This is a genomic window from Nocardia wallacei, from assembly GCF_029868745.1.
In the GTDB taxonomy this organism is placed as follows: Bacteria; Actinomycetota; Actinomycetes; order Mycobacteriales; family Mycobacteriaceae; genus Nocardia; species Nocardia wallacei_B.
Genome location: NZ_JARWOP010000178.1, coordinates 1 through 13,608 on the forward strand (window position 1 = coordinate 1; position 13,608 = coordinate 13,608).

Annotated in this window: 12 protein-coding genes; 2 read left to right on the forward strand and 10 right to left on the reverse strand. The window is 67.9% G+C overall.

Features of this window, described 5'->3' with window-relative positions; all coding sequences use genetic code 11:
• Positions 1–106: 106 nt before the first annotated feature.
• From QH470_RS14890 to purF, 5 genes are all read right to left on the reverse strand, one after another.
• The gene (locus QH470_RS14890; protein ID WP_280272946.1) at positions 107–1,849 is read right to left on the reverse strand and encodes an ABC transporter ATP-binding protein; all 1,743 of its coding nucleotides are present in this window, start codon (positions 1,847–1,849) and stop codon (positions 107–109) included.
• Positions 1,842–2,825, reverse strand: a complete 984-nt coding sequence (locus tag QH470_RS14895) for an ABC transporter permease (RefSeq protein ID WP_425302671.1) — start codon at positions 2,823–2,825, stop codon at positions 1,842–1,844. Before QH470_RS14895 ends, QH470_RS14890 begins: the two co-directional genes overlap by 8 nt.
• A complete protein-coding gene (locus tag QH470_RS14900; RefSeq protein WP_280272955.1) occupies positions 2,826–3,836 on the reverse strand; it encodes an ABC transporter permease in 1,011 nt (336 codons plus the stop codon).
• A gap of 86 nt (positions 3,837–3,922) precedes the next feature.
• On the reverse strand, positions 3,923–5,530 hold the full coding sequence (locus tag QH470_RS14905) for an ABC transporter substrate-binding protein (RefSeq protein WP_280272947.1): 1,608 nt from the start codon (positions 5,528–5,530) through the stop codon (positions 3,923–3,925).
• A gap of 203 nt (positions 5,531–5,733) precedes the next feature.
• On the reverse strand, positions 5,734–7,323 hold the full coding sequence (purF, locus tag QH470_RS14910; protein ID WP_280272948.1) for an amidophosphoribosyltransferase: 1,590 nt from the start codon (positions 7,321–7,323) through the stop codon (positions 5,734–5,736).
• 112 nt (positions 7,324–7,435) lie between these two features.
• Here purF and QH470_RS14915 point away from each other — a divergent pair, with 112 nt between their 5' ends.
• Positions 7,436–8,764, forward strand: coding sequence for a YhgE/Pip domain-containing protein (locus tag QH470_RS14915; RefSeq protein WP_425302672.1), 1,329 nt, complete (start codon positions 7,436–7,438; stop codon positions 8,762–8,764).
• Positions 8,765–8,789: 25 nt separating this feature from the next.
• On the opposite strand, the gene QH470_RS14920 is transcribed toward QH470_RS14915, so the two are convergent.
• The 5 genes from QH470_RS14920 to QH470_RS14940 form a co-directional block, all read right to left on the reverse strand.
• Positions 8,790–9,176: a sterol carrier family protein gene (locus QH470_RS14920; protein WP_425302673.1), complete on the reverse strand. Its 387-nt coding sequence runs from the start codon at positions 9,174–9,176 to the stop codon at positions 8,790–8,792.
• An 83-nt stretch (positions 9,177–9,259) separates the two neighbouring features.
• Entirely contained in the window at positions 9,260–9,625 is a 366-nt protein-coding gene (locus QH470_RS14925) for a hypothetical protein (RefSeq protein ID WP_280272949.1), read from the reverse strand.
• A 6-nt stretch (positions 9,626–9,631) separates the two neighbouring features.
• A complete protein-coding gene (locus tag QH470_RS14930) occupies positions 9,632–10,540 on the reverse strand; it encodes an RpnC/YadD family protein (protein WP_280272950.1) in 909 nt (302 codons plus the stop codon).
• Positions 10,541–10,628: 88 nt separating this feature from the next.
• A complete protein-coding gene (locus QH470_RS14935) occupies positions 10,629–11,237 on the reverse strand; it encodes a CPBP family intramembrane glutamic endopeptidase (RefSeq protein ID WP_280272951.1) in 609 nt (202 codons plus the stop codon).
• Between the two features lie 3 nt (positions 11,238–11,240).
• The gene (locus tag QH470_RS14940; RefSeq protein WP_280272952.1) at positions 11,241–12,998 is read right to left on the reverse strand and encodes an alpha/beta hydrolase; all 1,758 of its coding nucleotides are present in this window, start codon (positions 12,996–12,998) and stop codon (positions 11,241–11,243) included.
• Between the two features lie 139 nt (positions 12,999–13,137).
• On the opposite strand from QH470_RS14940, the gene QH470_RS14945 reads away from it, so the two are divergent.
• Positions 13,138–13,428 carry a YiaA/YiaB family inner membrane protein gene (locus QH470_RS14945; RefSeq protein WP_280272953.1) on the forward strand — a complete coding sequence of 97 codons (291 nt, stop codon included), beginning with the start codon at positions 13,138–13,140 and terminating at the stop codon, positions 13,426–13,428.
• Positions 13,429–13,608: the final 180 nt, after the last annotated feature.

Below are 13,608 nucleotides of genomic sequence, written 5' to 3' on the forward strand. Positions count from 1 at the left end.
CGGGGGGGGGCCCCCGGGTCCGCGGCCGCCCCGCCCGGGGGGGGGCCCGCGGTTTTTTTTTGTGGGGCGGGGCCCCACACCACCCGCCCCCACAACCGGATCGGGATTACCCGCTGTGGTCCGCGGCGAAAAGTGCGGCCGCGACCGCGCGCCGCCGGCGCTGCTCGACCGGGTCCGGGACGGGGACGGCGGCGACCAGCCTACGGGTGTACTCCGCGGTGGGCTGTCGCAGGATCTCGTCGCGGGTGCCCTGCTCCACCACGGACCCGTTGCGCAGCACCGCGATCCGATTCGCGAGCTGATCCACCACCGCGAGGTCGTGGCTGACGAACAGGCAGGCCCAGCCGAATTCGCGCTGCAGATCGGCGAACAGCTCCAGCACCCGCGCCTGCACCGAGACGTCCAGGGCGCTGGTCGGCTCGTCGGCGATGAGCAGGTCGGGGTTGAGCACCAGCGCACGGGCCAGGCTCGCCCGCTGCCGCTGGCCGCCCGAAAGTTCGTGCGGGTAGCGCCCTTCGGCGCCCGCCGGCAACTGCACGTCATCCAGGAGTGTGCGCACCCGGGCGCGCACCGCGGCGCCGTTGGCGGCACGATGCACCACCAGCGGTTCCGCCACACACTGGCCCACGGTCAGTCGGGGGTTCAACGACGTGGCGGGGTCCTGGAAGACGAATCCCAGTCGCTTGCGCAGCGGCCGCAACCGCCGCTCCGACAGCCCCGTGAGCGACGTGCCGAGCACCGTGATCGTGCCCGAGGTAGGCCGTTGCAGTGCCGCCACACAACGCCCGATGGTCGTCTTGCCGGAGCCGGATTCGCCTACCAGCCCGAGGGTTTCGCCGCGCCCGACCGACAGGCTCACCCCGTCCACCGCGCGGAACGGCGGACGGCCCAGCGCCCCTGGGAACTCCACCACCAGGTCGGCGACCTCGAGCACCGTCTCGGCGCCGGGTTCGGGCGCGTTCCCCGGGCGTTCGGTCACGCCTGTCACGCCGGTGCCGGGCTGCGGCGCGGCGGGCGACATCGGGCCGTCCGTCGGAGTCAGCCCAGCCCCCAGGTGCGGCACGGCCGCCAGCAGGTCCCGGGTGTACTGCGCGCGCGGCGCCGCGAAAAGCTCGTCCACGGGCGCGGTTTCGACGACCCGGCCCGCGCGCATCACCACCACCCGGTCGGCGAGGTCGGCGACCACGCCCATGTTGTGGGTGATGAGCACGATGGCGCTGCCGAGGCGATCGCGCAGATCCCGCAGCAGTTCCAGGATCTCGGCCTGCACGGTCACGTCCAGCGCGGTGGTCGGCTCGTCGGCGATGATCACCTTCGGTTCGCACGCGATGGCGATCGCGATCATCACGCGCTGCTTCTGCCCGCCGGACAACTGATGCGGGTAGTAGTCGACGCGCTGCTCCGGGTCGGGCAGCCCGACCGTGCCGAGCAGCTCGATCGCGCGGGCCCGAGCCCGCTTGCGGCCCAGCCCCCGATGCGCGCGCAGGGCCTCGCCGAGCTGGTACCCGACGGTGAACAGCGGATCCAGCGCCGCACCCGGCTCCTGGAACACCATCGAGATCGCGCCGCCGCGCACGGCCGTGAGCTGCTTCTCGGTCATCGCGGTGACGGCCTCGCCGCCCACCGTGATCAGACCCTCGACCCGGGCGGTCGCGGGCAGCAGCCCCATCGCGGTGCGCGAACTCACCGACTTGCCCGAACCGGACTCCCCGACGACGGCCAGCACCTCGCCGGGGAACACCTCGTAGGACACCTCGCTCACCGCGTGCACGGGCCCCGCGTCGGTGGCGAACGTCACCGCCAGCGACTCGACGGACAATGCGGTCGCACGTGCCACGGTCTCAGTCATCGTCGGCCTCCTTCGGTGCGGCGGTGGCGGCGCGGCGGGTGCGCAGCAGCGGATTGAGCACCTCGTTCAGGCTCTCCCCCACCAAGGTCATGCCCAGCACCACCAGCACGATGGCGACACCGGGAAACACACCGGTCCACCAGATTCCGTTGGACACGTCGGCGAGCGCTTTGTTCAGGTCGTAGCCCCATTCGGCGGCCTGGGTCGGCTCGATGCCGTACCCCAGAAAGCCCAGCGCGGCCAGCGTCAGGATCGCCTCGGACCCGTTGAGCGTGACGATCACCGGCAGCGACTGGGTGACATTGGGGAAGACGTGCCGGAACAGGATGCGCCGCACCGGCGCCCCGGTCACCCGCGCGGCGTCGACGTACGGTTCGTTCTTCACCGACAGCGTCGCGTTGCGCACCACCCGGAAGTACTGCGGCACGAAGATCACCGTGATCGCCACGGCGGCCGACAGCACGCCGCCGAAGCTCGACGAATTGCCGCCCGCCACCACGATCGACACCACGATCGCCAGCAGCAGCGTCGGGAACGCGTACAGCGCGTCCATGAACAATGTCAGCACCCGGTCGACCCAGCGCCCCAGATAGCCGGACACCAGCCCCAGCGGCACACCGACGAGCAGCGAGAGCACCAGCGAGACGGCGATGACCCACAGCGCCGTCCGCGCGCCGAACAGCACTCGGGAGAACACGTCCTCCCCGCGCACCGAGGTGCCGAACCAGTGCTGCGCCGACGGCGCCTGCTGCCGCGCGAAATCGACTCCGTCAGAAGATATCTGAGCGAATCCGTAGGGCGCGATCAGCGGCGCGAACAACGCCGCCAGCACGAACAGGCCGATCAGCGCCAACCCGAGGATCAATGTCACGCGCTGCAACCCCGAGGTCATCGAGAACAGCCGCAGGCCCGGCAGGCCCCGCCGCGCGACCGGCGTCACCACCACCGGTTCCGCCATCAGTTCCGGCGCGGTCATCTAGAACCTCACCCTCGGATCGATCAGCGCCACGACGACGTCGACGAGGAAACTCATCACCGCCACCACCAGCGCCAGGAACGCCACAATCCCTTGCACCGCAATGAAATCCCGAGCCTGCAGGTACTGCGCGAGCTGATAGCCTAGGCCCTTCCATTCGAAGGTGATCTCGGTGAGCACCGCGCCGCCGAGCATCATGGCGATCTGCATGCCCATCACGGTGACGATCGGAATCATGGCGTTGCGGAAGGCATGTCGCCCCACCACGACCCGCTCGGACAGTCCGCGCGCCCGGGCGGCGTCGACGAAATCGCTGCGCAGGGTCTGGATCAGATTGATCCGCACCAGGCGCAGGAAGATGCCCGCGGTCAGCAGGCCGAGCGCGATCGCCGGCAGGACCGCGTGCTTCAGCACGTCGAGCAGATAACCGTTGTCGCCGTAGAGGATCGCGTCGATGGTGAGGATGTTCGTCTTCGGCGACACATGCTGCAGTGCCAGTTCGACATTGGTGCTCGCTCGTCCGGCCACCGGCAGCCAGCCCAACCGCACCGCGAAGATCAGCTTGAGCAGCAGGCCGACGAAGAACACCGGAGCGGCGTAGACCAGGATGCCGAACAGCCGCAACCCCACGTCGACGGCCTTGTCCCGACGCTGGGCGGCGTAGCGCCCCAAGGGAACTCCGACCAGGAACGCCACCAGCAGCGCCCAGAACACCAGCTCCAGCGTCGCGGCGCCGTAACTCGCGATGATGTCGCCGATGGCCCGGTTGTCGGTGGAGCGGCCGAAGTCGCCACGCACCAGCCCGGAGAGGTAGTCCCAATATTGGCTGAGCACGGGCCGGTTCAGCCCGGCCGCCTCCTTGCGGGCCTCGATCTGATCCGGTGGGAGCCGCCCGCCCAGTGCCGCGCTGATCGGGTCGCCCACGACTCGCATCAGGAAGAACACGACCGTCACCAGGATCCATGCCGTCGGCACGATCAGCAGCAGCCGCACACCCAGATACCGCAGCAGTACCCCGTATCGGGAGCGACTGCGGCGCAGCGTATTCCGAGGAGCGGGAGCCGGGGTGGCGGGCTCCTGCTCGGTGGTCGCGGCGGTCACTTGCTCAGCACGCTGTAGCGGAACTTGGTCGACGGGTCGAGCGTGGACTCGGCCCCGTCCACGCCCTTCGTCGTGATGGCGATCTGCTTACCGGACAGCAGCGGGACGATCGAGAGGTGGTCGGCGGCCATATCGCGCTGCACCTTCTCGATGATGGCCAGACGCTTGGCTTTGTCGGGCTCGGTCACCTCGGCGGTCAGTTGCGCGGTGATGGCCGGATCCTCGAAGTGGTTCTGCAGGAAGTTGTTCGGCGCGAAGAAGGGGGTGAGGTAGTCGTCCGGATCCGGGTAGTCCGGGAACCAGCCCATCTGGAACACCGGATAGCCGTCGCGCGCCCGCTCGCGCTGATAGGTCACCCACTCGGTGGACTGCAGGTTGACCTTGAACAGCCCGGTGGCCTCCAGCTGGTTCTTGATCGCCGCGTACTCCTCGGAACTCGAGCCGCCGTAGTGGTCCGGGTTGTACTGCAGGTTCAGCTCGACCGGTGCGGCGACGCCGGCGTCGGCCAGGAATTTCGCGGCCCGGTCCTTGTCCGGCTTCGCCCCGTAGAGGTCCTTGAACGGCTCGACCGCACCCGGGAAGCCCTGCGGCACAGACGAATACGCCGGAGTATAGGTGCCCTTGTAGACCGCGCTCGACAGCGCGTCGCGGTCCAAGCTCGCGGCCACGGCCTTACGGACGGCCAGCTTCTGCGCGGGCGTGCCGCCGGGCATGGTGTTGAGATTGAACACGATGTAGCGCAGTTCGCCGCCGAGACCCTCGTGCACGTCGACCTTGTCGCTGCCGCGCAGCGACTCCAGATCGGTGGGGCTCAGGCTGCGGTAGGCGACGTCGATATTGCCGTTCTGGATCTCGAGTTTCAGGTTGTCGCCGCTGGCGTAGTACTTCGTGGACACCGAGGCGGTCTTCGGCGTGCCGAGGATGCCCCGGTAGTCCGGATTCGCCTGGTACTCCACCAGTTTGTTCTTGTCGTAGCTGGTGATCGCGTACGGCCCGGAGTAGCCGCGGCCCTTGGCGATCGCGTCGTCGTCCAGCACCTTGTCCGCCGGGAAGGCCGTCTCGTCGACGATCGGGCCCGCCTGGGTCGGCAGGATCGCCGGGAAGGTCTGGTCGTTGGCGTTCTTCAGGGTGAACGCCACCGTGCGGTCGTCGAGGGCGTCGGTGTGGTCCAGATTGCCGAGCAGCGACGCCGGTCCGTTGGGGTCGTTGATCCGCAGCATCCGGTCGAAGGAGAACTTGACGCTCTTGGCGGTCAACGGATTTCCGTTGGCGAACTTCAGCCCCGGCTGCAGCGTGCAGGTGTACACGGTGGGCGTGGTGAACTCGCACTTCTCCGCCGCGTCGGGCTCCGGCGTGGTGCTGCCGGGCGCGAAATTCATGACGTGCTGGTAGATCTGGGTCTCCGGAACGTAGGAGCCCTGGTCGTAGGCGGCCGCGGGGTCCAGGGAGAAGATCTTGTCGGTGGTGCCGATCACCAGCCCGCCGCCCGCACCGCCCTCGCCGGTGCGGCCCGAGCCGCACCCCGCCACCGCGAGCAGCGCCAAGCCCGCCATCCCCACTGCCGCAATGCTTTTCACTCGGCCGCCGGTCGCCGAAAACCGCATGACTGTCCCTCATCTCGCAACGTGACGCACCCCCGGAGACTGGATCGCAGACCGGGCGCGGACACGGTGAACTTCGGTTATGGCGGGGACAGTACCGCCGTACGGTTGCAAATATGTTGCGTTTCGCAACAATCAGGTTGTCTCGAGGTGGAAAAGCGTCGTTCTCGTGACATAAAGTTGCAGAGCGACCGACGGGAAGGTTGTCAGGGACGGCTGAGCGCGCTCGCGTTCGCGTTGCTGCCCAGCAGTTCCGATTCACTCTTCCCGCCGAGAATGCCCTCCAGCACATTTTTGCCGATGGCCGCCTCGGTGGGCAGCGGAATCGGGTACTTGCCGTCGAAGCAGGCGCAGCACAGCCGGCTGCTGGGCTGCTCGGTGGCGGCGATCATGCCCTCGATCGAGATGTAGCCGAGCGAGTCGGCGCCGATCGAGCGGCGCACGTTCTCCACCATCTCGTCCACCGACTCGGTGTCGTCGGGGCCGGAGCCGTTGGCGATGAGCTCCGCCCGCGAGGCGAAGTCGATGCCGTAGAAGCACGGCCACTTCACCGGCGGCGAGGCGATCCGGACGTGGATCTCCAGCGCGCCGGCCTCCCGCAGCATCCGGATCAGCGCGCGCTGGGTGTTGCCGCGGACGATCGAATCGTCGACGACGATGAGCCGCTTGCCGCGGATCACCTCGCGCAGCGGGTTCAGCTTCAGCCGGATGCCGAGCTGGCGAATGGTCTGGCTGGGCTGGATGAAGGTGCGGCCGACGTAGGCATTCTTCATCAGGCCCTGGCCGTACGGAATCTCCGAGCCCTGCGCGTAGCCGACCGCGGCCGGGGTGCCGGACTCCGGCACCGGGATCACCAGATCGGCGTCGACCGGATGCTCACCGGCCAGGCGACGGCCGATCTCCATCCGGGTGCCGTACACCGAACGGCCCGCGATGGTGCTGTCGGGCCGGGCGAGGTAGACGTACTCGAACACGCAGCCCTTGGGCTCCGGATTCGCGAAGCGGGACGAGCGCACGCCGTCGGCATCGATCGCCAGCAGTTCGCCCGGCTCGATCTCGCGCACGAAGGAGGCGCCCACGATGTCGAGTGCGGCGGTCTCGCTGGCAACCACCCAGCCGCGGTCGAGCCGGCCCAGGCACAGCGGGCGCACCCCGTGCGGGTCGCGCGCGGCGTAGAGGGTGTGCTCGTCCATGAAGGTCAGGCAGAACGCGCCGCGCAGCGCGGGCAGCAGTTCCATCGCCGCCTGCTCGATGCTCTTGTCGGTGGCGGCGTGCGCCAGCAGCGCCGTCATCACGTCGGAGTCGGAGGTGGCCGCCATCGAGCCGCCGGACAGCCGGCCGCTGGTCAGTCCCAATTCGCGGGCGCGAGCGGCCAATTCGGCGGTGTTCACCAGATTCCCGTTGTGCCCCAGCGCGAGTCCGGTGCCGACGGCGGTGGTGCGGAAGATCGGCTGTGCGTTCTCCCAGGTGACCGAGCCGGTGGTGGAATAGCGGCAGTGTCCGACGGCGACATGGCCGGGCATGGCGGCCAGGGTCTGTTCATCGAACACCTGGCTCACCAGGCCGAGATCCTTGAACACCAGCACCTGCGCGCCGTCGGCGACGGCGATGCCCGCCGCCTCCTGACCGCGGTGCTGCAACGCGTACAAACCGTAGTAGGTGAGCTTGGCCACATCCTCGCCCGGGGCCCACACTCCGAAGACGCCGCACTCCTCGCGCGGCTCGTTCTCGGGCTGGTCCGGGGCAGGTGTTTGTAGCAGGTTGGGGCTGTTGACCGACAGATCGGCGTTGGTCACCGTTTGCTCCCTGTTCGACGGGCGGGGGGCACTGATCAGTCTACGGGTCATCCGCGCGAAACCTCGCGCGGGATCACCCGGTTGACAGGCTGTTTGCTGCTACCGTTCGACCGTGGCGACTACCGACACCTCGCAACAGGGTCCCCCGGCACGGCATCTGACCCCGGTGAAGTGGGTTTTCCCGGTGATCGTCATGACCCTGCTGGCGTCGCTGCTGGGTGTGATGTATCTCGACTATGTCGTCGATCCCGAGAAGAATCTGCACGGCTTTCCGGTCGCATTGGTGAACCAGGACGTCGGCGACACTCTGCCCGGTCAGGACAAACCGGTGAACTTCGGCGACCAGGTGGCCGAGGGGCTGCGGAAGGCGGTGCCCTCCGACAAGATCGACCTGCGCGTGGTCGGGCCGGGCGAGGCGCAGTTGCAGATGCAGTCGGCGCAGGTGTACGGGACCATCTACATCCCTAGCGATTTCTCGAAGCGGCTGGGGATTCTCGGGATCGGCAGCGTGATTCCCGGCGACATCGAGCGGCCGATCATCACGCTGCAGACCAATCCGCGCACCGGTGCTTTCGCCACGGCCATCCTGCAGCGGTTCGGGGAGGAGGCGCTGACGCAGGTCCAGGCGCAGGTCGGCAAGCAGCTCACCGAGCAGGTGCAGGCCCAGCTGAAACCGCCGCCCGGCGGTGCGCCTGCGCCGGAGTTGTCCGGCGCCACCCGGATCACGCTCGCGGCCCCGCTGAACATCGTGATCGAGCAGTTCCGGCCGCTGCCGGGAGGTTCGGGCGAGGGGCTGACCGCGTTCTTCTACAGTCTGCTGCTTCTGCTGGTCGGCATGGTGGGCGCGATGATCATCCATCAGTTGATCGATGCGGCCCTGGGATTCCTGCCGACCGAGTGGGGGCCGTGGTATCTGCACTATCCGCGCGCCTCGATCTCCCGGGTGCGGACGCTGCTGCTGAAATGGGCGGCCGTGGCGACGATGGCGGTGGTGGTGTCGGCGGCGCTGCTCGGCATCGGGAAGTTGCTCGGCATGCCCATCGACAAACCGCTGGCGCTGTTTCTCTACGGCGTCCTGGTGATGATCGCGGTGGGGTTCACCTGTACCTCCGTGCTCGCCGCGATCGGCACGTCCGGGCTGATCGTCAATCTGATCGTGTTCATCATCTTGGGCCTGCCGTCCTCCGGCGGCACGGTGCCGATCGAGGCGACGCCGAAGTACTTCGCCTGGCTGGCGAACTTCGAGCCGATGCACCAGGTGTTCCTGGGTACCCGGTCGTTGCTGTACTTCAACGGCAGCGGGGCTGCCGGGCTGACCCGCGGCATCTGGATGTCGTTGCTGGGCTTGGCAATCGGGCTGGTGCTCGGCCTCACGATCACCCGCTTCTACGACCGCAAGGGGTTGGAGCGCAAACCGCTCCCCCACACCCAAACGGCCTGATCCGGCCGTCCGGGGCCAGGCTGGATCACAGCGGCACGAGCGGCAACCAGCGCGCGACCTCACCGGCCCGCAGCCCCGAGGCGGTCAACGCTCCCGAGGCCACCGCGTCCTCGAACTCGAGCAGCCCCGTCACCAGCAGCAACCAGGTACGCGCATCGGTCTCCACCACATTCGGCGGCGTCCCCCGCGTATGCCGCGGCCCCTCGATACATTGCACCGCCACGAACGGCGGCACCCGAACCTCCACCGAATGCCCCGGCGCCCCCGCCGCCAACGCCCGAGCACTCCCCTTCACCGCCGCCGCAATCTCCCCCCGCCCAGGCGTCCCCACCCCGTCATCCCGCAACCACGCACTCACCGCCCCCACCGCAACTCGCAACTCCGCAGGATCCACCCCAGACCGACGCACCACAACCAGAGATTAGCGGCACCCACCGACACCCCACCTCACGCCCACAGCGAATGCCCTACCCATGCCTTCGCCGGTCATCCCCACTAACTCTCGAAGACCTCATCCAAGGTGGCAGCGTCTAGTGCACGGTCAGTCCAGATGTCCAGCTGCTCCATATCCGTGCAGGTCATCACTCGCTCAGCGACGGAGTCGGGAACGGTGAAACGGTGCCGGAGGAACTTCAGCAGGACTTTCGCCCCGCCGTGCGCCTCACCCCGTGCCAAACCCTGGTCGTAGTAACGCCGAGCGAACTCACTCTTGTACTCGTAATTGCCAGCAGCGACGATGCTCTGCACAGCTTCTCGGATACCCGCACAAACTACTGCCCACCCTTCATGGTTACGCGAAACCGAAGAAGGGCTTGCGGCGACGAGCGGTTCGAATGCGCTGCCGATGCTTTCGCCGGTCATCCCCGGCTAGCTCTCGAAGACCTCGTCCAAGGTGGCAGCATCTAGTGCACGGTCGGTCCAGATGTCCAGCTGCTCGAGATCCATGCAGGTCATCACCCGCTCGGCGACCGAGTCGGGAACCGTGAAACGGTGCCGGAGGAACTTCAGCAAGACCTTAGCCTCACCACGCGCTTCACCGCGTGCCTCACCACGTGCCTCACCGCGTGCCTCGCCACGCGCCTCACCCTGTGCTGCGCCGCGGTCGTAGTAGCGGCGGGCGAACTCGCTTTTGTACTCGTAGGTGCCGGTGCTCATGAGGGTCTCCAACATGTCCCGGGCCGCCTTGGGGAGTACGGCCATTACCAGGTCAATGTACATATCGCCGTTCGGCACGTCGACCACCGTGCTGGCGACGACCGAGAGGATCTTGTCTCGGGCGTCGTCGTTCCGGTGCGTGATCGCGGACAGGACGGTCATTTCAGGGTTTTCCGCGGCCGAGATGGGGTCCGTGATGATCGGGACCTCCGCGGGACCGACGACAACCGGGGTCAGTACGCATCCGGGTGCGAGTGGGATAGGTGTGCGGCACCACGCCGCGGTGCGGTTGGTCGGGCACACCACCAGCAGCACCACTGCGCACCGCAGGCGTGCGCGCAGGGTCGTCAGGTACACCGGCCAACTCCACGGCTTCCCGGGGTCGGGTCGGAGTTGCGCCTCGACGACGATCGCCAATGCCGTGGTGCCGTTGCTGGTCAAGGCGACGACGGCGTCGGCTCGGTATTCGGTGGGGTCGATGTCGGGGAAGTCGCCGGATTCGAGGCGGGCGTCGGTGAACTCGGGTAGGGGTACGTCCGGCACGAGTTCTAGTAGGTCCGCGGCTAGGAGGGGGCGGTGGCGGAATAGGTCGGCCAGGACTTCGTGCATGGCACTGGGCATTGCGGAAGAGTATCGGGGAGTGCCGACAAACTCGGCCGGATTTGCGTGTTGGACAACAGGTTTCGGCGTGTCGGCAGTGACTCGCGGATCAGGGTTCGGGGTGGGTGGCGAGTTGCGGGGCCACGGCGCCGCCGGCGTTGAGGGCGAAGTGGAGGAGGGCGGGGGTTGTTGTGCTGTCGGTGCGGCGGCGTAGGTAGGAGAAGGCTGTGCCCGCGGCTGTTGTGGCGGCGATCGTGGTGAGGATGTTGTCGCCTGCGGCGCGGGCGGGGTGGATGTGCCAGAGGCCGAAAGTCAGTGGGCTCAGCCAGTTTCCGGGGCGGCCGAGGAGGGGGTCCAGGGTGCCTCGGAAGATCAGTTCCTCGCTGTAGACGGTGCCGATCGGGATGTGGACGAGGACCCATTCGGCCAGAGGCACTTCCGGTGCGCGGTCGGTGAAGGTGGTGATACGGGCGCGCAGCGGCGGAATCGCCAGGGCGGCAGCGTAACCGGCGACGACGACCGCCCCTGCGCCCACGCCCCAGCGGAGCCCACGGCGCGAGAGCCAGTTCGGGCGGCCGTGGAAGGTGAGGGAATAGGCCGTCGCGAACGCGGCGTTGGCGGCCGTGCGCGACCGCATGCCGAGCGCCAGGCGCGGCAGCAGCACATTACTCCACAGCAGTGGAATGCCCACGGCGGCAAGCTTCTTCGATGTACCCATGACTCATTTCACCGCGCGCTCGAAGGCCTCGGACAGCTCCAGCTGGGTCCGGATGCGTTCGTGCGTCTCCGGATTCCAGTCCGGTGGCGGCAGCACCGCCGCCCAGCCGTCCAGGACCAGACTGCCGTAATTGTGGCCGTGCCCGTCGCTGACCCCCTGGGCGTTGGTGAGGTCGACGGCCACCTGCCAGAACGTGACGAACGGCCACCACCGCATCTGTGACGACACATCGGCCCCGCGCGGTTCTGACAGCCAATCCGGCTGCGAGAAGATCAGATCCGTCGACCACCAGACGATCGGATCGGACGCGTGCTGCAGATACGCGATGCGCGGACGCCGCCAATCCGCCGATGGTTCGCTCAGATCCGGTGCGACGGAGGCGAACCGGACTACCAGCCCGTCGGCGTAGATCGGCTCGACCTCGCGAGTACCGGGGTCACGACGGTCGATGAACTGCCGCCACAGGCGATTCGAGTTCGGTGGCCCCACCCACAGCGCACCGTCCACCTCGCCGCGCAGATCCGCGAGCCCGTCGAACGCCGACTCCGAGCCCTGCGACCCCAGACTCTCCCCGTACACCAGCAGCTTGGGCCGCGCCTCCGGCGGACGCTGCGACCACGCCGCGTGAATGGCGGCGAACATCTTCCGCCCCGCCACCGCCACCTTCTCGCGGTCGGCCAGGAACGACAGCACGCTGGGCAGATACGAGTACTGCGAGGCGACGATCGCGGTGTCGCCGTGGTACAGGTATTCGATCGCCCCCGCCGTCTCCGAATTGACCCAACCGGTCCCGGTCGTGGTGACCACGACCAGCACCTTGCGGTCGAAGGCGTGGGTACGTTCCAGCTCCTCGACCGCCAGTTGTTCCTGTGTCACATCGTCTTTCGCGGAGTCCAGGCCGACGTACACCCGAACCGGTTCGCGCGCCGGTGATTTCGTCACCGCGCCGATGCGGAACGCGTCCGGGCCGTGCGAGACGAACCATCGCCCCTCCGAGCCCAGCGTCTCCCATTTCGCCAGCGAGCCCGGGCTGCCCGAACGTTCGGGCCGCTGCGGCTGCACCGCGTAGTCGGACATCTTGTCGTTGCGCACACTGAACGCCGAGTTGGCCACCGCGAAGAACGCCCGCGTGGCCACGCCGTTGAACAACGTCACGGCCAGCACGGTCAGCACGATGACGCCGACCGTCGGCGCGAACTTCGGCGGCACCCGCACCCAGCGGCTGAGCAACCGCGCGGAGAATCGCACCGTCTCGCGCAGGGTGCGGTACACCGCGACGACGATGACGCCGACGGTCAGGCTCAACGCACCGGTGCGCAGGTACGCGGCGCGGGTGGTGCCCTCCATGTCCATCAGCGCCGAGATCTGCCGCTGCCAGTCCGCCGACAGCACCAGCATCCAGATGGCGATCAGCACGCACGCGGCCAGCACGACCAGTTTCAGCGCGTACTGCACCCGCAGCGGTGGCGTGCCGATCGGCAGCCGGGGCCGAATCCACTTGCGGAACAACCACTCCAGCAGACAACCCGCGCCGTACCCCGCCGCGGCGTTGAGTCCGCTGATGAGGCCCTGGAACAGCCAGTCGCGCGGCAGCAGCGACGGCGTGACCGACAAGGCGAAGAACACCGTCGCCACGACCAGTCCGACATAGTTGAGCCCGATGACGTCCGCCTCGACGCGACGCAGCAGTACCGCGGACCGCCGGGCGGCGACGCCGCCGCGCGCACGCAGCGTCGTGAGAGTGTCGGCGGTATCGAGCACCCGTCAAGTATGGCGGCACGAGATCGGAAATCGGGGATCTCACGGCGTGAGCACGGTAACCGGAGGTCCGGGAATTACCCAGCCGAAACCGGGTAGTTCTACGCGTCCCCGCGCGCCCCGCGACCGGCACGCTGTACCCATGAGCAACCCGAACGCACAGCAGAAGAGCACTCCCGCTTTTCTCGCGCAGGCCGCTATCGCCTTCGGCGTCAGCTTCTTCGCGGCCGGCGCGGGCATCTTCTATCTACCACTGGACATCTGGCAGCGCGGCTTCCTCCTGATGGCCGTGCTGTTCCTGGTGAGCAGCACCTTCACCCTCGCCAAGGTGGTCCGGGATCAGGTCGAGACGGCCAGGGTCACCCACCGCATCGACGAGGCCCGCATGGAAAAGCTCATGGCCGAACACGACCCGTTCAAGATGATGAGCTGACATCCTACCGGCTGACATCCTACCGGCATGCCCACCCGTCATCCCGGCATGCTCTTGGCCGGGGTAAACCCCCCGCCAGAGTGGGGAACGGCCCAAACGGCCCCCGAGACGGGGAGCGCTTTTTGGCGGGCCCCGACGGGCCGGCGAGGGGGGCGGCGCCGATGTTAGGGGGCGCGCAAG

Bases quoted from the DNA above. Each gene is read 5' to 3' on its own strand.
- QH470_RS14905 (WP_280272947.1), bottom strand. From the start codon at position 5,530: ATGCGGTTTTCGGCGACCGGCGGCCGAGTGAAAAGCATTGCGGCAGTG.
- QH470_RS14930 (WP_280272950.1), bottom strand. From the start codon at position 10,540: ATGCCCAGTGCCATGCACGAAGTCCTGGCCGACCTATTCCGCCACCGC.
- QH470_RS14890 (WP_280272946.1), bottom strand. From the start codon at position 1,849: ATGACTGAGACCGTGGCACGTGCGACCGCATTGTCCGTCGAGTCGCTG.
- QH470_RS14935 (WP_280272951.1), bottom strand. From the start codon at position 11,237: ATGGGTACATCGAAGAAGCTTGCCGCCGTGGGCATTCCACTGCTGTGG.
- QH470_RS14925 (WP_280272949.1), bottom strand. From the start codon at position 9,625: ATGACCGGCGAAAGCATCGGCAGCGCATTCGAACCGCTCGTCGCCGCA.
- QH470_RS14895 (WP_425302671.1), bottom strand. From the start codon at position 2,825: ATGACCGCGCCGGAACTGATGGCGGAACCGGTGGTGGTGACGCCGGTC.
- QH470_RS14945 (WP_280272953.1), top strand. From the start codon at position 13,138: ATGAGCAACCCGAACGCACAGCAGAAGAGCACTCCCGCTTTTCTCGCG.